15 protein-coding genes are annotated in these 16572 nt (G+C 72.6%); 8 read left to right on the plus strand and 7 right to left on the minus strand.

Annotated elements, in window-relative coordinates:
- Positions 1 to 205: 205 nt before the first annotated feature.
- Entirely contained in the window at positions 206 to 1960 is a 1755-nt protein-coding gene (cdgB, locus tag ACZ7MG_RS20845) for a diguanylate cyclase CdgB (RefSeq protein WP_471388804.1), read from the minus strand.
- 650 nt (positions 1961 to 2610) lie between these two features.
- Here cdgB and ACZ7MG_RS20850 point away from each other — a divergent pair.
- Positions 2611 to 3123, plus strand: a complete 513-nt coding sequence (locus ACZ7MG_RS20850; protein ID WP_471388801.1) for a flavin reductase family protein — start codon at positions 2611 to 2613, stop codon at positions 3121 to 3123.
- Positions 3124 to 3370: 247 nt separating this feature from the next.
- Here the strand turns inward: ACZ7MG_RS20850 and arfB are convergent, their stop codons facing one another.
- Positions 3371 to 3799, minus strand: a complete 429-nt coding sequence (gene arfB / locus ACZ7MG_RS20855) for an alternative ribosome rescue aminoacyl-tRNA hydrolase ArfB (RefSeq protein WP_471388798.1) — start codon at positions 3797 to 3799, stop codon at positions 3371 to 3373.
- A gap of 195 nt (positions 3800 to 3994) precedes the next feature.
- Here arfB and ACZ7MG_RS20860 point away from each other — a divergent pair, with 195 nt between their 5' ends.
- Positions 3995 to 4570 (plus strand): TerD family protein, encoded by a 576-nt coding sequence (locus tag ACZ7MG_RS20860; protein WP_086762889.1) that lies wholly within the window; start codon positions 3995 to 3997, stop codon positions 4568 to 4570.
- A 128-nt stretch (positions 4571 to 4698) separates the two neighbouring features.
- On the opposite strand, the gene ACZ7MG_RS20865 is transcribed toward ACZ7MG_RS20860, so the two are convergent.
- Positions 4699 to 5376 (minus strand): hypothetical protein, encoded by a 678-nt coding sequence (locus ACZ7MG_RS20865; RefSeq protein WP_471388795.1) that lies wholly within the window; start codon positions 5374 to 5376, stop codon positions 4699 to 4701.
- Positions 5377 to 5454: 78 nt separating this feature from the next.
- On the opposite strand from ACZ7MG_RS20865, the gene ACZ7MG_RS20870 reads away from it, so the two are divergent.
- Positions 5455 to 6507 carry a bifunctional GNAT family N-acetyltransferase/NUDIX hydrolase gene (locus ACZ7MG_RS20870; protein WP_471389163.1) on the plus strand — a complete coding sequence of 351 codons (1053 nt, stop codon included), beginning with the start codon at positions 5455 to 5457 and terminating at the stop codon, positions 6505 to 6507.
- Positions 6508 to 6517: 10 nt separating this feature from the next.
- Here the strand turns inward: ACZ7MG_RS20870 and ACZ7MG_RS20875 are convergent, their stop codons facing one another.
- Positions 6518 to 8020, minus strand: coding sequence for a M1 family metallopeptidase (locus ACZ7MG_RS20875; RefSeq protein WP_471388792.1), 1503 nt, complete (start codon positions 8018 to 8020; stop codon positions 6518 to 6520).
- 7 nt (positions 8021 to 8027) lie between these two features.
- On the opposite strand from ACZ7MG_RS20875, the gene ACZ7MG_RS20880 reads away from it, so the two are divergent.
- The gene (locus ACZ7MG_RS20880) at positions 8028 to 8528 is read left to right on the plus strand and encodes a hypothetical protein (RefSeq protein ID WP_471388790.1); all 501 of its coding nucleotides are present in this window, start codon (positions 8028 to 8030) and stop codon (positions 8526 to 8528) included.
- 328 nt (positions 8529 to 8856) lie between these two features.
- On the opposite strand, the gene ACZ7MG_RS20885 is transcribed toward ACZ7MG_RS20880, so the two are convergent.
- A complete protein-coding gene (locus ACZ7MG_RS20885) occupies positions 8857 to 9525 on the minus strand; it encodes a pentapeptide repeat-containing protein (RefSeq protein WP_471388787.1) in 669 nt (222 codons plus the stop codon).
- Between the two features lie 149 nt (positions 9526 to 9674).
- Between ACZ7MG_RS20885 and ACZ7MG_RS20890 the strand changes: the two genes are divergently transcribed.
- The 3 genes from ACZ7MG_RS20890 to ACZ7MG_RS20900 all read left to right on the plus strand — a co-directional run bounded on the left by ACZ7MG_RS20890 (position 9675) and on the right by ACZ7MG_RS20900 (position 13464).
- The gene (locus tag ACZ7MG_RS20890) at positions 9675 to 10964 is read left to right on the plus strand and encodes an FAD-dependent oxidoreductase (RefSeq protein ID WP_471388784.1); all 1290 of its coding nucleotides are present in this window, start codon (positions 9675 to 9677) and stop codon (positions 10962 to 10964) included.
- A gap of 56 nt (positions 10965 to 11020) precedes the next feature.
- On the plus strand, positions 11021 to 11992 hold the full coding sequence (locus tag ACZ7MG_RS20895) for a zinc-binding dehydrogenase (RefSeq protein ID WP_471388781.1): 972 nt from the start codon (positions 11021 to 11023) through the stop codon (positions 11990 to 11992).
- A gap of 104 nt (positions 11993 to 12096) precedes the next feature.
- On the plus strand, positions 12097 to 13464 hold the full coding sequence (locus ACZ7MG_RS20900) for an MFS transporter (protein WP_471389160.1): 1368 nt from the start codon (positions 12097 to 12099) through the stop codon (positions 13462 to 13464).
- A 36-nt stretch (positions 13465 to 13500) separates the two neighbouring features.
- Here ACZ7MG_RS20900 and ACZ7MG_RS20905 read toward each other — a convergent pair whose 3' ends face one another.
- Entirely contained in the window at positions 13501 to 14922 is a 1422-nt protein-coding gene (locus ACZ7MG_RS20905; protein WP_471388779.1) for an NAD(P)/FAD-dependent oxidoreductase, read from the minus strand.
- A gap of 126 nt (positions 14923 to 15048) precedes the next feature.
- On the opposite strand from ACZ7MG_RS20905, the gene ACZ7MG_RS20910 reads away from it, so the two are divergent.
- Positions 15049 to 15942 carry an aminoglycoside phosphotransferase family protein gene (locus ACZ7MG_RS20910; RefSeq protein WP_471389156.1) on the plus strand — a complete coding sequence of 298 codons (894 nt, stop codon included), beginning with the start codon at positions 15049 to 15051 and terminating at the stop codon, positions 15940 to 15942.
- A 15-nt stretch (positions 15943 to 15957) separates the two neighbouring features.
- Here ACZ7MG_RS20910 and ACZ7MG_RS20915 read toward each other — a convergent pair whose 3' ends face one another.
- Positions 15958 to 16524, minus strand: coding sequence for an AMIN-like domain-containing (lipo)protein (locus ACZ7MG_RS20915; protein ID WP_471389153.1), 567 nt, complete (start codon positions 16522 to 16524; stop codon positions 15958 to 15960).
- Between the last annotated feature and the right edge of the window lie 48 nt (positions 16525 to 16572).

A 16572-nucleotide genomic window follows, 5' to 3' on the forward strand; every position in this document is an offset into this window, starting at 1 on the left:
CTCCTCAGCGGTGCGGTACTTACACGTACGGGTGGCGGGTTGTTGCGTGGGGGTGTAGAAGAGCGAGCCTACCCGCTCGCCGTGCCCCAAACGGGTGACTCGGACCTCATCGCCCGGCCGGGCCACCGTCCACCAGGTGAAATCCCGCCACGATCCCTCGCTGACCTGGGCTTTTCCCGGCATGTCTCGGACGTCACTCCGGGCGTCATCCGGCCCGTCTGTGCTGCCTGGGGCGAGATCGTTTCTCGACGTACATCCGCTCGTCAGCTGATTTCAACACCTCGTCCGCCGTCATTCCGCAGTGGGCCCATCCGATACCGAAACTGGCGCCGACGCGCATCGCGCGGCCGTCGACCCGGATCGGCTGGATGATCTCGTTGCGCAGGCGTACGGCGAGGTCCTGGGCGTCCGCGCGGCCGAGGCCGTCGGCGAGGACGACGAACTCGTCACCGCCGAGCCGGGCCACCGTGTCGCCGTCGCGCACGCCCCGGCTGAGCCGGCGGGCCACCTCGATGAGGACGGCGTCGCCCGAGTTGTGCCCGAACCGGTCGTTGATCGACTTGAACCCGTCGAGGTCGCAGAAGAGCACCGCGAGACCCTTGGTCCCGTCGTCCCGCTCGTCCTCGGGCGCGACGGTGTGCACATGGTGGTCAAAGGCGTCGTACGGCCCGCCCGCCGCGTGGAAGTCGAAGGCGTGCCCGCCGTGGCCCGCGGCCTCGTACTCGTCGAACGACGGGTGCGGCAGCCGCGGCGGGGACTCGGCGCCGCCGAACTCCCCGTGCTCCCCTCCGTACTCCCCGAAGGCCGCGTTCATCGAGTCGGCCACATGCATCGAGTCGGCCGCCGCGCCCGCCGGGAGGGACTGGGGGCGCTGGCAGAGCCGGGCGGACAGGCGCGAGCGCAGCTCCGCGGAGTTCGGCAGTCCGGTGAGGGCGTCGTGCGAGGCGCGGTGCGCGAGCTGCAGCTCACGCCGCTTGCGCTCCTCGATGTCCTCGACGTGGGTGAGCAGGAAGCGGGGGCCGTCGGCGGCGTCCGCGACCACGCTGTTGCGCAGCGACACCCAGACGTACGTCCCGTCGCGCCGCCCGAGCCGCAGCTCGGCGCGCCCGCCCTCGGCGGAGGTCCGCAGCAGGGTGCCGATGTCCTCGGGGTGGACGAGATCGGAGAAGGCGTAGCGGCGCATGGCGGAGGCGGGGCGGCCCAGCAGCCGGCACAGCGCGTCGTTGGTCCGCAGGATCCGGCCGTGCTGGTCGCCGCCCATCTCCGCGATGGCCATACCGGAGGGGGCGTACTCGAACGCCTGCCGGAAGGATTCCTCACTGGCCCGCAGCGCCTGCTGCTCCCTTTCGAGCCTGACCAGTGCACGCTGCATGTTGGCGCGCAGCCGAGCGTTGCTGATCGCGATGGCGGCCTGGAAGGCGTACATCTGGAGCGCTTCGCGTCCCCATGCGCCCGGTCGACGACCGTTTCGCGGCCGGTCCACGGAGATGACGCCCAGCAGCTCACCGCAGGAGGCGCCGCCGGCGCCCGGGGTGTACATCGGCGCGAAGAGCCGGTCGGAGGGGTGCCACTCGTCCTCGAAGCGGGGCGCGGGGCCGTCGGTGTACCACTGGGGGACGTCGTCCTCGTCGAGCACCCAGCCCTCGGTGTGCGGTATGAACCGCAGGTCGCCCCAGGACTCGCCCATGGTCAGCCGGCGGTCCCAGGAGGCACGGGAGCCGACGCGGCCGGTGATGAGGGCCTCGGCGGCGCTGTTCCCGGAGAGGGCGGCGACGACCAGGTCGCCGTCGGGGCGGACGAGGTTCACACAGGCCAGTTCGTAGCCCAGGCCGTTGACCACGCCGTCGGCGACGGTCTGCAGGGTGTCGGCCAGGCTGCGCGCGGTGTTCATGTCCGCCATCACCTGGTGCAGCTGCCGCAGCGTCCCCAGACGGACGTAGGGCTCCGACTCGGTCTCCATTCGCCCTCCCCCCGAGATCTCGTGGCAGCTCCAGGCTCCAGGTGACCTGCCCAACCTGCTCGACTCGCTTAACTCGCGGGCTTACAACCGCTTACAGTTCCCGCTTACAGGTTCCAGCTTCCCCGCCACTGAATCACAGCGCGAAGCCCACTCGGTACACAGGGTCAACAAAATATGGCTCCTGTGACTCAAGTCACAACAGAACATGAGCAATTGAGTGGAGTTTATGCGTTTCCCTCGTGCGCTTCCTGAACAGAATTCAGAACTCTGTGTAGGCACTGTGAGCGGGGTTGAGCGGGTGCGGAGCGGGGGGCGAGCGCGGGTCGCGAGCGGGTGTCGGGCGCGGGCCGCGAGCGGGTGCCGGGCGCGGGCCGCGAGCGGGTGCCGGGCGCGGGCCGCGAGCGGGTGTCGGGCGCGGGCCGCGAGCCGGGCCCTAGGTCGCAGGTCCGGGTGACGGTTCGGGCCCTGGCCCGATGCGACGGCCGACCGCGGCGACCTAGCGTGCGAAGGTGACCGTTCCCCCTGTTGCTCCCGTTGCTCCGGCGTCTCCCTCTGCTCCCCTTGCTCCCGTTCCGCTCGCAAATCCTTCGGTGGCTGTCGGGGAGACCCCGGCTGCCTCCGCCGGCCTCCCCGGCGGGCATGCTGAGGGGGTGAGTGAAGACGAGTTCCGTGCCGCGATGTCCCGGCTGGCGGCCGGTGTGGTTCTGGTGACCGCGCACGAGGCGGCGCTCGACCCGGAGGGGCCGCGCGGCGAGGACGTCGGCATGACCGCCACGTCCTTCATGTCCGTGTCCCTCGACCCGCCCCTCGTCATGGTCAGCCTCCGCGAGGGCTCCCGCATGGACGACCTGCTCGCCGAGCAGCCCCTGTGGGCCGTCTCCGTCCTCGCCGACCACCAGCGCACGGTGGCGTCCCGCTTCGCCATGAAGAACCGCGTCAGCGACCGCCTCCTCTTCGCCGACCTCCCCCACACCCGAGGCGAAGTCACCGGCGCCCTCCTGATCACCGGCGCCCTGGCCACCCTGGAGTGCCGCACCGAACAACGCGTGACCGCCGGCGACCACACCCTGGTCATCGGACAGGTCCTGTCCTCGACATCCCCGGGCGCGAACGGATCCCCACTGACGTACTTCCGGGGCCGCTACAGGCAACTGGCCCCGTAGAGGGTCAAGGGCCGCGGGGAACTGCGCGTGCTTTTACGGGGACGCGAGGAGCCACGCCCGTGCTTCGCAGAGGGGACGCGGGGACCGCGTGCTTTTAAGGGGCGCGGGGAACTGCGCGAGAAGCCCCACCGACCCGCAGCCGACAACCGACAACCGACCCTGGGGGGTCGAAGGGGCGCAGCCCCTGGAGGATGGGACGGGTAGGGGCGGCGGGGGCGAGAAACCCCCAACCAAGCGACCCGCACCGTCACCCCCAGTCGCGCCCCGCCCGCCCCCGCTTCGTATCGGACCGCTGCTTCTTCTCCCGCAACCGCCGCTCATTGATCCCCCGAGGAATCCGCGTCGCCCGCCGCGGCTTCGGCGGCGGCGCAGTCGCCTCCGCCAGCAACGCCGCCAACCGCACCGCCGCGGTCTCCCGGTTCCGCCACTGCGACCGATGCTCGGACGCCCGCACACTCACGACCCCGTCCACGAGCCGCCCCGCGAGCCGCTCCAGCGCCCGCGCCTTCCACACCTCGGGCAACGCCTCGGTGTTCGCGAGATCGAACCGCAGCTCGACCTGCGAGTCACTGGTGTTGACGTGCTGCCCCCCGGGACCGGAGGACCGGGAGAAACGCCACATCAGCTCGGCCTCGGGAAGCGAGACGGAGCCACGGATGACGTGAGGACCGGACATGCCCCTATGGTCACCCGAATGTCCGGTCCACGTCACGCTCTTTTCCGGAGCCGCGTCGAGCGACCGTCCGGGTAAAGAAAGTAAAAAGCGCTGGAACCTCTGGCGCCCCTCCCGACGTTCATAGGGGTACAGGTAGCTTCGTCCCCGGCACGAAGCCCGTAAGGCACGTACGCAACGAGGGAAGGACTCCCAACCATGGCTGTAAGCCTGTCCAAGGGTGGCAACGTCTCGCTCACCAAGGAGGCTCCGGGCCTGACCGCCGTCACCGTGGGCCTCGGCTGGGACGTCCGCACCACCACCGGCACGGACTTCGACCTCGACGCCTCCGCGATCGCGGTCAACCCGCAGGGCAAGGTCTACTCGGACGGACACTTCGTCTTCTTCAACAACAAGCAGACCCCGGACCAGACGATCGTCCACACCGGCGACAACCGCACGGGCGAGGGCGCGGGCGACGACGAGGCGATCAACGTCAACCTGGCGGGCCTCCCCGCCGACGTCGACAAGATCGTCTTCCCGGTCTCGATCTACGACGCGGAGAACCGCTCGCAGAACTTCGGCCAGGTCCGCAACGCCTACATCCGCATCGTCAACCAGGCCGGCGGCGCCGAGATCGCCCGCTACGACCTCTCCGAGGACGCCGCCACCGAGACCGCCATGGTCTTCGGCGAGCTGTACCGCAACGGCGCCGAGTGGAAGTTCCGCGCGGTCGGCCAGGGCTACGCCTCGGGTCTCGTCGGCATCGCCCAGGACTTCGGCGTCAGCGTCTGAGTCCCGGCTCAACGCACCACCGCACCACCGCTTCACCGCACCACCGCTTCACCGCTTCACCGCTTCACCGGAGGCCCCGCCGTCACACGGCGGGGCCTCCGGCCGTGTGACGGCGGGGCCTCCGGCCGTCATACGCGCCAGTCGGCGCAGTACTGGATGTGCAGCGAGGCGGGGACACGCCGCCGGTTCCGTATCCGGGACCAGGGCCCCGGATCGAGTTCGACGCAGAAGTGCCCGGCGTCCGGGTACCGGTGCGGGAACGACGGCGCCTCGTCGATGAGACCCCGCAGCGCGGCACCGCGCTCGCGGAACGCGGTCGGGCTGCCCACGACGAACAGGGTGTGCGCCGCGATGTCGAAGGCGAGCTGGTCGCGGTTCGAACGGTGGTGCCATCTCCCGTAGTCGATGGCGTCCTCGTCCGGGAAGTCCCGCTCCGGTGTCGCCGTGGTCTGGGGCCGGCCGGCGTCCAGCCGGGACCGCACCTCCTTCCACGAGGCGGTCGGGAACCGCAGGCTGTGGTGGACCAGGACCAGGTCCAGCGCGACAGGTTCGCCGTCGCCGTCGCCGCCGACGACGCCGTCGGGGACGGGCGCGGCCCGGAGCGGCAGATGGACCAGCGACCGGGCGGACCGGGCGGCCAGCGCCCACAGGGCGACCAGTTGCTCCGCGCCGGCCCGGTCGACGTACATCGACAGCCAGTGCCGGTCGTCGCGCAACGCCAGCCGGGCCGACGACGTTTCCGGCCGGATCACCCGGAACTCGGCACCACCCAGCCGGGCCTTGTGCACGCGTACGCGCTGCTCCACCGCCTCATCCCCTCCCGCACATCCGGAGGAACTGTAGGTCCCCCTGACAGGTCCCCTGATCGATACCGTGCGGGCATGCTGCGTCTCGAACCCCTCCGTACGGCCGAGGACGGAACCGTTCCCGGGCCCCTCCTCGCCGAACTCACCGCCCTGCACGCCTCCAACCGCGACTTCTACGCCCTGAGCCGTGACTTCCCGGACGCGAACGACATCCGTCCCGAACAGGTGGCCGCGGCCCTGTCCGTGGAGCTGGCCAACCCGGACGTGGAGATCCTGCTCGCGAGGGAGGGCACGGAGAGCGGAGAAAACAGGGAGAGCAGGGAGAGCGGGGAGGGAGGGGAGGGCGGGCCGGGCACGGAGGATGGGGACGCCCCCGGCCGCCGGCCGCTCGTCGGGATCGCCATCACCCTCGCGCGCCACCCCGATCCGGCCGACCCCGACCCGTGGATCGGGCTGCTGCTCGTCGACGCCGGGGCTCAGCGACGGGGGCACGGGCGGGAGTTGGCGGCCCTCGTGGAGGAACGGTTCCGGCGGGCCGGACGCACCGCCGCACGGCTGGCGGTGCTCGACAACAACCCCGGCGCCCTGGCGTTCTGGACCTCCCTCGGCTACGAGGTCGTCGAGCGCCGCCGGGACCGCCAACTGGGGCGCCCCTGCACGGTGTTGCGCAAGTCGCTGCGCAGGACGCGCCGAGCCGCACGGGTCGCCGTACTCGACCCGGAGGGGGCCGTCTTCCTCTTCCAGTACGTCAACGACGAGGTGGGCCTGCACTGGGCCCTGCCCGGCGGCGGTCTGGAGGAGGGCGAGTCACCGCGCGAGGGTGCCCGGCGGGAACTGCGCGAGGAGACGGGCTGGACGGACGTGGAGCCGGGCGCGTTCCTCTGCTCCTGGGAGCACGACTTCACCCGCGCCGACGTCCCCGTCCGCCAGTACGACGACATCTTCGTGGCCCGGGGCCCCCGCCGCGAGCCGGTCGGCGGCCTCCTCACCACCACCCGCGCCCAGGAGGGCATCCTGACCTGGCGCTGGTGGACCCCCGCAGACCTGGCCGACCCGGCGGCCGAGCCCGTATGGCCGCCCCAACTGCCCCGACTGCTGAGGGAGTTCGAGGCCGAACATCCGGCCGGCTGAGCGAGTCCTCTCAGGGCTGCGGCGGCTTGCCCTTCCCATACAGCCAGTCCTCCCAGACCGGCGTCAGATCCGCGTCCCGAGATGTCCTGCGCGAGGACTCCGCCGCGAACTTCTCCGCATACGCCGTGAAGTCGGCCGTGTCCGCGTTGCCGTGGCGGTGCGCGGCCGCCCAGCCCCGGATCAGCTCGAAGAAGGTGTCGTCGCCGACGGCCTCCCGGACCTTGTGCAGGACCATCGCACCGCGCTCGTACACCGGGCTGTCGGAGATCCGGGCGGCGCTCGGCGGCCGCGCGGGCGGGAAGTCCCACACGGCCTCGTTCGAGGCGGCGTCCGGGTAGTAGTCGCCCTCGTACAGCGCGTCGAAGGTCTCCTGGGCGCTGTCACCGCCGTGGTCCTCCTCCCACAACCACTCGGCGTACGTGGCGAACCCCTCGTTGAGCCACATGTCCCGCCAGCTCCTCGGGGTGACGGAGTCGCCGTACCACTGGTGGGCCAGTTCATGGACGAGGAGGGAGAGGTCGGGGGTACCGGGAAAGACGGGCCGGTTCTGGGTCTCCAGCGCGTACGCCGAGTCCTCCGGCCTGTCGACGATCGCCCCGGTGGAGGAGAAAGGGTACGGGCCGAAGTGCTTCTCCCCCCACGCGATGATCTCGGGAATCCGCCCGAGCACGGCACGGCTGTCCTCGGCCTGCGAGGGATCGACGGCGACGTACACGGGAAGCGGCCCCGCGCCCCCACCCTCTGCTCCCCCCGCTGTCGAGCGCCGGATCTCGTACGTGCCGATCGCGAGCGTGGCCGCGTAGCTCGCCATCGGTTCGGCGGTGTGCCAGGAGAAGGCCGTACGGCCTTCCTCGGTGGACTCGCGCCGCAACTCCCCGTTGGAGACGGCGTGCAGGCCCTCGGGGACGGTGACCGTGAGGTCGTAGGCGGCCTTGTCGGAGGGGTGGTGGTTGCCGGGGAACCAGGTCATCGAGCCCGCCGGTTCGCCGAGCGCGAGGGCGCCGTCGGCGGTGGGCAGCCAGCCCTCCCGGGAGCCGTCCGGGTCGGTGAGCGTCTCCGGGGTGCCGGAGTAGCGCACGGTCGTGCGGAACGTCTTCCCTTCCTCGAGGCCGGCGTCTGCGGGGGTGACGGTCAGCTCCTGCCCCGCGCGCTTCCACCGCGCCGTCACGCCGTCGACGGCGACCGACTCGACGTCCATCCCCTTGAGGTCGAGGTTGAAGGAGCGGAGGTCCTGCGTCGCCCGTGCGGTGATCACGACGGTGGCGCGCAGCAGGGCGTCCGCCCCGGGGTCGTAGGCGAGGGTGAGGGCGTAGTGGGTGGCGTCGTAGCCGCCGTTGCCGAGCCGGGGGAAGTACGGGTCCCGGAGGCCGGCGGAGCCCCGGGCCGGCGTGGCCTCCCCGTCGCCCCCGGTGCACGAGGTGAGTGTCAGGGCCAGCGCGACGGTGAGCAGGGCGGCCGGGACGACCGGTGCGGATCGGGACACGACGGCGATCCTATGAGGACATGACACCATCGCCTACGTGCTCGACATCGGCTACGCCCTCTCCAACCGCTTCCCGGACCCGCCGCAGACGGACTACCGCCGGGCCGACGTGTACGCGCTGCGGCACGACCTGTTCTGCGGTGATGTGTACCTCGCCGACACCAAGGCGGACCGGGAGCTGTCCACAGCCTGGGGATGGGTGCCGGTGCTGGACTTCGCGTGGGCGTTGTGCGACATCGTGGAGCGGATCGACCAGGACCCGGCGGGGTCCCGTGCCTCCCGGCCCCAGTACGCGGAACTCGACTTCACCGAGTCCACGGACCGCATGCTCTTCGAGCGCCGCTTCGGGTGGGTGGACGTCGAGGGGGACTGGATGCCGGCGGAGGAGGCCCCGCTCACCTTCTCCCACGCCGAACTCCGGCGTGAGGCCCGCGACTTCCTCCACGACGTCATCGCCGACCTGTGCGATCTGCACGACGCGCTGGCCGAGAATCCGGCGATCTGGACGCTGCAGGCCCGCTTTCCCCGAGTGCCGTAAGGGTTGTGGGCCGCGTCGTTCGTCTGCGGGCCCGGTGGGGCTTCTCGCGCAGTTCCCCGCGCCCCCAAAAGACCAGGCCCCTGCGGGCCTGAAACACCACGGCCCTGCGGGCCCGAAGAGGCGACAGGGCAGCGGGCTGCGGGCTGCGGGCTGCGGGCTGCGGGCTGCGGGCTGCGGGCTGCGGGCTGCGGGCTGCGGGCTGAAAAGCATGGGGCGCAGCCCCGGCTTTTCAGGGGCGCGGGGAACTGCGCGAGAAGCCCCACCGGGCCCGCACCCGCCAACGCACCCGAACCCCCGAGCTATTAGGCACCCCGCCCCCGCCAGAGGCTCACCCCTCCACCCGAATCCCCATCTCCCCCGCCAACACCGGCGCCAGATCCATCAATTGCGCCGTACTGATCACCGCCCCGGACAACCGCTCCACCCCCCGAGCGATCTCCACCACCGCCGCCCCCCGCAGATCCACATCCACCAAGGTCACCCCACTCAGATCGGCCCCCCGCACCGCACACCCCACGAACTCGACCCGCTCCAGCCGCGCACCCCCGAAATCCGGCTCGACCAGCACACAGTCCTCGAAGACCACGTCCTTGAGCCGGGCCTCCCGCAGATTGAGGTAGTCGATCTTCCCCCCACGCACGAGCACCCGCTCCAGCACGGCCCCGTGCAACTGCACCCCACCGAGCCGCGCCTCCACCAGCTCCACATCACGCAGGGTCGCCTCGGCCAGATCCGTGCCGACACCCCGGATCCCGGTGAGGACGGAGTCGAGCACCCGGGCCCGGTGCAGCCGCGTCTCGTCCAGCGCGCACCCCGTCAGCGCGCAGTCCATGAACCGCGCGCCCCCGCCGTCCTGCCCGACGAAGTCCTCCTCCCGGAACTCCAGCCCGTCGTAGTCCCCGTCGGGCTCCAACTCCCCGCCCGCGTACGCCTCCAGCACCGGCAACCGCACCTCCGGCCGCCGCGCCGCCTTCACCACCGACCTCGCCCGTACCATGCCCCCATCCTGCACCCACCCACTGACAATCCCCCCGACCTGCGCAAACGCACCCCCACCCGGCCCCATGTCACATTCCGGCGCCCCCGACCCGTCGTACCCACGACAGCCGCAAGGACGGCCCGGCACCGACCGAGGGAGCCCCAGCCATGCACCGCGCCCCAGCCCCGTACCGCACCTCAGGCGGCCCCGCCCCCACCCCCCTCACCGTCGTCGGCGGCGGTTTCGCCGGGCTCACCGCGGCGATCACCGCGGCCGAGGCGGGCGCGCGGGTCACCGTGTACGAGGCGCACCACACCCTCGGCGGCCGGGCCCGGACCGCGGAGGGCCCGTACCGGACGAACGAGGGACCGCACGCCCTGTACAGCGGCGGCCCGCACTGGACCTGGCTCGCCCAGCGGGACCTGATCGGCCCGCTCGCGCCCCTCCCGCCCCTGGAGGCCGCCCGGCTGCGCCTGCACCACCGGGGCGCGCTGCGCCGGACCCCGCCGTTCGCGATGCTCAAGCTGCTCCGCCCGCGCCGTGGCCGTGGCCGTACGGGCGGACACGCGCCCGTGGACGTCGACTTCCTCACCTGGGCGACCGAACAGGCGGGCGAGGAGGCCGCGCGCGCCGCCGCCAACTACGCGGCGGTGGCGGTGTTCCACCACGACCCGGGCTCCCTGTCCGCCGCGTTCGTCCAGGAACGGCTGCGCCGGGCGACGAAGCTGCCCCCGGAGGCGCACTATCCGCGCGGCGGCTGGGCGAGCGTGATCGACCGGATGGCGGCCCGCGCCTGGAACCTCGGCGTCCGGATGGAGACCCTCAGCCGCGTCGACTCCCTCGACGCCCTCACCGCCACCGCCACCGGCACCGGCACCGGCACCGGCAGGAGCAAAGGCACCGGCTCGGGCCCGGTCATCGTCGCCACCTCCCTCGACGCCGCCCGCCGGCTGCTCGGGGACGACTCGCTGACCTGGCCGAGCGGCCGTACGGCCCTCCTCGACCTCGCCCTGCGCACCCGTCGCGGTGACCCGTTCGCGGTCTCCGACCTGGACGCGCCCGGCTGGATCGAACGGTTCACCGCGCAGGACCGCACGCTGGCCCCGGCGGGCGAGCAGCTGCTCCAGGGGCAGTTCCCGATCGGTCCGCGGGAGTCCCGGGCGGACGGTCTCGCCCGTGCCGAGCACCTGCTCGACCTGGGCTTCCCCGGCTGGCGGGACCGGGTCACCTGGCGGCGCGAGGCGATCGCGAACGGCCGTACGGGCGCGGTCGATCTCCCCGGGACCAGCTGGCGCGACCGTCCGGCCGTGGATCGGGGCGACGGCGTGTACCTCGCGGGCGACCAGGTCGCGGCGCCCGGCGTGCTCTCGGAGGTGTCGTTCAACAGCGCCCTCACGGCCGTCTCGCTGGCGCTGGGCAGGAGGTCGAGGAACTCCCTTGACCTCAAGCATGCTTGAGGTCAGAGGCTGGGGCCGACCGAGCGAAACCAGGCGCACACCCAAGGGGGCCCCACATGCACGCCATCCGTCTGCGCACCTTCGGTCCGGCCGAGAACCTGACGTACGAGAAGGTCGCGGACCCCGAACCCGGCCCGGGTCAGGTACGTATCGCCGTGGCCGCGGCGGGCGTACACCTGCTGGACGCGGCCCTGCGCGAGGGCCTCCCGGGGCCGGGGCCGACGCCGGAGCTGCCCACGATCCCCGGCCGGGAGGTCGCCGGAGTCGTCGAGGCGCTCGGGGAGGGCGTCCCGGACCGCTGGCTCGGCAGGCGGGTCACCGCCCACCTCGGCTTCGTACCCGGCGGCTACGCCGAACTGGCCGTCACCGAGGTCGAACGGCTGCACGAGATCCCGGAGAACCTCGACTTCGCCGAGGCGGTCGCGATGATCGGCACGGGCCGTACGGCGATGGGGATCCTGCTCTTCGCCGAACTCGGCCCGGACGACGTGGTCGTGGTCCCGGCGGCGGCCGGCGGCCTCGGCACACTCCTCGTGCAGTACGCCAAGAACGCGGGCGCCACGGTCGTCGGCCTCGCCGGCGGGCCCGCGAAGACGGCCCGGGTGGCGGCGAACGGCGCCGACCTCGCCGTCGACTACACCGATCCGGCCTGGCCGGAGCAGGTCGCCGCGTACCGGGGCAAGGCCACGATCGTCTTCGACGGCGTCGGCGGAGCGGCGGCGCGGGAGTCCGTGGCCCTCCTCGCGCCCGGCGGCAAGCACCTGGTCTTCGGCTGGTCGGCGGACGGCATCAAGGACGGCGGCCCCTACCTCGTCGAGGGGGTCTCGGAGACGGTCCTCGGCGAGGAGATGCGCCGCCGGGCGGGCGGCCCCGACCCCATCCGCACCCTGGAGCTGCGCGCCCTCGCCGAGGCCGGCGCGGGCCGCCTCACCCCGGCCGTCCACCGCTTCCCGCTCGCCGAGGCCGCCACCGCCCACCGCGCCCTGGAGAACCGGGGCACCACCGGCAAGGTCGTGCTGGAGCCGTGAGCGCCCCCACCAGGCGCCCCGGGACCGCCAAGGCCACGGACACCGGGACGCCCCCCGACCCCCGCCGCTGGTGGGCCCTCGTCGTCATCGCGCTCGCGCAGCTGATGGTGATCCTGGACGCGACGATCGTGAACATCGCGCTGCCGTCCGCCCAACGCGATCTGGGGATGTCGGACGGCAGCCGGCAGTGGGTCATCACCTCGTACACCCTGGCGTTCGGCGGGCTCCTGCTCCTCGGCGGCCGGGTCTCGGACCTCCTCGGCCGCAAGCGGGCCTTCGTCATCGGCCTGGCCGGCTTCGCCGCGGCCTCCGCGCTCGGCGGCGCGGCCGGCACGTCCGGAACCCTGTTCGCGGCCCGCGCCCTCCAGGGCGTCTTCGCCGCCGTCCTCGCCCCGTCCGCGCTCAGCCTCCTCACCACCACCTTCGCGGACCCGGCGGAACGGGGAAAGGCGTTCGGGGTCTACGGGGCGATCGCGGGCAGCGGTTCGGCGATCGGCCTGATCTCGGGCGGGCTGCTCACCGAGTACCTGGACTGGCGCTGGTGCCTGTACGTCAACGTCCCCATCGCCGTCGCCGCCCTCGTCGGCACCACCGTCCTCCTCCACGACCGCCCGGCCCGCACGGGCGCCCGCCTCGGCATCCCCGGCGCCCTCCTCGGCTCCGCCGGCCTGGTCGCCCTCGTGTACGGCTTCGGCGAGGCCGAGCCGCGCGGCTGGACGGACACCCGCGTGCTGGCCCTCCTCGCGGCGGGCACCGCGCTGCCCACCGGCTTCGTCCTGTGGCAGCGCAGGGCCCCGCACCCCCTGCTCCCGCCGCACATCGTCAGGGACCGCGACCGCGCGGGCTGCTTCCTGACGATCTCCCTGGCGACCGTCGGCATGTTCGGGATGTTCCTGTTCATGACCTACTACTTCCAGGTCGTCCTCGCCTACTCCCCCGTGCGCACGGGCCTCGCCTTCCTCCCGCTCACCGCCGCGATCATCACGGGCTCGACCCAGATCTCGGCCCGGCTGATGCAGCGCGTGCCGCCCCGGCGCCTCATGGTCCCCGCCACCCTGTTCGCCGCGACCGGCATGCTGCTCCTGACCCGGCTCACGGTCGACTCGGCGTACACCACCGCCGTCCTCCCGGCGCTGATCCTGATGGGCCTCGGGATGGGCATGACCTTCATGCCGGTCTTCTCCACCGCCACCGCCGGGGTCGCCCCGCAGCACGCGGGCATCACCTCCGCCACCCTCAACACCGCCCAGCAGGTGGGCGGTTCCCTCGGTACGGCCCTGCTCAACACCATCGCCACCACGACCGGCACGGCCTACCTCGCGACCCACGGCCCGACCCCCGCCGCCGTCCGCGAGAGCATCGTCCACGGCTACACCACCGCCCTCTGGTGGGCCGCCGCCGTCCTCCTCCTCGCGGCCGTCACCGCCGCGACGATGATCACGGCGAGGGCCCAGCAGCGCACCACCGCCTGAGCGGGCGGGGGATGTACGCGCGCCGACGAGGTCAGCTCACCGCCCCGCCACCCGGTCCGCCCACCGCGCCAACCGCGACGACTCCCCGCTGTTCGAGGTGGCCTCGCGCCGGTCGGCGGTGCGGTACGTCGCGTACATCCCCTGCACGCCCACCCAACGGAACGGCTCCGGCTCCCACTTGCGCACCCGGTGGTTCACCCACGGCAGCGAGGTCAGCCCGGTGGCCCCGGCCTGCCCGGAGTCGCGCCGGACGAGGTCGCGGAGGGTCCGGGCGGCGAGGTTGGTGGTGGCGACACCGGAGCCGACGTAACCGCCGGCCCAGCCGAGCCCCGTCGCCCGGTCGAGGGTGACCGTGGCACACCAGTCGCGGGGCACCCCCAGCACACCGGACCAGGCGTGGTCGACCTTCACACCGGTCAGCGCGGGGAAGAACCGTACGAGGATCTCGTACAGCGCCTCGATCGTCGCGGCCTGCGTCCGCCCGTCGTTGTCCGTCCGCGACCCGAACCGGTACGGCACCCCGCGCCCGCCGAGCGCGATCCGGTCGTCGGCGGTGCGCTGGGCGTACATATAGGCGTGCGCCATGTCGCCGAGCGTTTCGCGCCCCTCCCAGCCGACCGCCGCCCACTGCTCGGCGGTCAGCGGCTCGGTGGCGATCATCGAGGAATTCATCGGCAGCCAGGTCCGCCGCTGCCCCTTGAGGTTCGCCGTGAACCCCTCGGTGCAGCGCAGCACATAGGGCGCCCGGACGGTCCCGTACGGCGTGACCGCGTGCCCCGGCCGGATCTCGGTGACCGGCGTCAGCTCATGCACGACGACCCCCAGCCCCTCCACGACCGCCGCCAGCCCGGTCACCAGCTTCACCGGGTTCAGCCGGGCCCCGTGCGGTGTCCACGTCGACCCCACGGCGTCCGCGACCCTGATCCGCTCGGCCGTCTCCCGGGCCCCGTACAGCTCACGGTCGTCCTCCCCGTAGGCCGTCTCGTGCTCGTAGAAGTCCTTGAGCCGCCCCAACTGCGCCGGGGTGCGGGCGACTTCGAGCACCCCGCCCCGATGGATGTCGGCGTCGACGCCCTCCTCCCCCGCCACCCGTACGACCTCGTCGACGGTCTCGTTCATGGCCCGCTGCAACCGCACGGCGGCCTCCCGCCCGTGCAGCCGCGCGTACCGGTCCCGCCCGGCGATCCCGTTGTAGAGCCAGCCGCCGTTGCGCCCGGAGGCCCCGTACCCGCAGAACTTCTGCTCCAGCACGGTGATCCGCAGCGAAGGGTCGGCCTTCTTCAGGTAGTAGGCCGTCCACAGCCCTGTGTATCCACCCCCGACGATCACCACATCGACCGCCGCGTCCCCGGCCAGCGGCTCCCTCGGAACGGGGAGCCCGGCCTGCGTGTACCAGAAGGAGACCCCGCCGTTGACGGTGCCGGCGATCGCGTCCGAGGTGCTCTGCGAGCTGCTCATGGCCGGACGCTAACGCCTGCCCACGGGCCCTGTCTTCTACGGATTCCGTGGTGTACGGGCGTCTTCGGGCCCGAAATCCAAAGGACTCCGGGCCGGAGCGTGCGTAGGGTCGGCGGCGTGACCGATATGCCGATCGACGTTCCGATCGATGTTCCGGAGGAACTGGCCGAGACTCAGGAGGAGATCAACGGGGAGGCGGGCCGGCGGTTCATCGCGGACCTCCCGCGCCTGACCGCCGACTTCCTGGACCGCTGGGACCTGCGCCTCGACGGTCGCCCCATGCACGGCATGTGCGCCCTGGTCGTACCCGTGGTCCGCACGGCCGACGGCACCCCGGCCGTCCTCAAGCTCCAGATCCTGGACGACGAGAGCGAGGGCGAACCGGTCGCGCTGCGCGTCTGGGACGGCGACGGGGCGGTACGGCTCCTGGACCACGACCCCGACACGGGCACGATGCTCCTCGAACGCCTCGACGCGGCCCGCATGCTGTCCCACGAGCCCGACACCCACCGGGCGGTCCTGGTCATCGCCCGTCTCCTGGCCCATCTGACCGCGACCCCGGCCCCGCCGACCGTACGCCGCCTGTCCGACATCGCTATGGACCTGCTGGAGCGCACCCCCGCCGTCCTAGCCCGCATCCCCGACCCGGCCGACCGCCGGCTGATCGCGGACTGTGCGGCGGCGCTCCGCGAGGTCATGACGGAACCCGGCGACCGCCTCCTCCACTGGGACCTGCACTTCGACAACGTCCTGGCCGCCGACCGCGCCCCCTGGCTGGCCATCGACCCCAAGCCGCTCGCCGGCGACCCCGGCTTCGACCTCTGGCCCGCCCTCAACAACCGCTTCGACCCGGCCGACGTCCGCTGGCGGTTCGACGCGATGACGGAGGTCCTGGGCCTGGACCGCGAACGGGCGAGGGCCTGGACCCTCGCCCGCCTCCTCCAGAACGCGGTCTGGGAGATCGAGGAACTCCGCTCCCTCGACCCGGACGACGTGGAACTCGGCCGGCGCCTGCGCTGACCGGCCCCGCCGGGATCACCAGGTGTGGGCCACGTCCACCACAACCCGGTCCGGCAGCTGGACCACGCGGAACGGCAGCCGGGCGCGGACGCCGAGGCCGACCTGGCTCTGCCCCTCGAAGGTGCCGCCGAACTTGGCGTCCCGGAAGGTGCTGTACCCGCCGAGGTTCACCCCGGGCAGGGCCTCCCCGTACTCACCGGGATACGTCGGCTCCCCGGCCTCCAGGTCGTAGCTCCACGCACCGATCCGGATGTCGAGAACCGCCCCGCCGGCCACCGGTATGTACTCACCCGAGGGGTCCGCCTGGAAGCGGTCCACGTACTGCACGTAGTACCCGACCGCGCTGCCGCCACCGGGCACGTCGAACACCATGCGGTCGTAGCACTCGTGCCGCCCGGCCCTGATGTCCACCAGGTGGTCGGCCCCCTGCGCCGCACCCCCCTTGGCCCCGCTCCCCCACCCGGTCGGACAGGCGGCCGCCGCCCGCGCGGCCTCCCCCGCCGCACCCGCGGTACCCGCCGCCATCCCCAACGTGGCCCCCGCCAGCACGAGCACCGCCGCAGCCGCCCCGAATCGCCGCATCATGTCCCCCTGTGTGTCCGTCACTCGGTGTGTCCGTCACTCGACGTC

Source organism: Streptomyces sp. NPDC107538 (assembly GCF_055657445.1).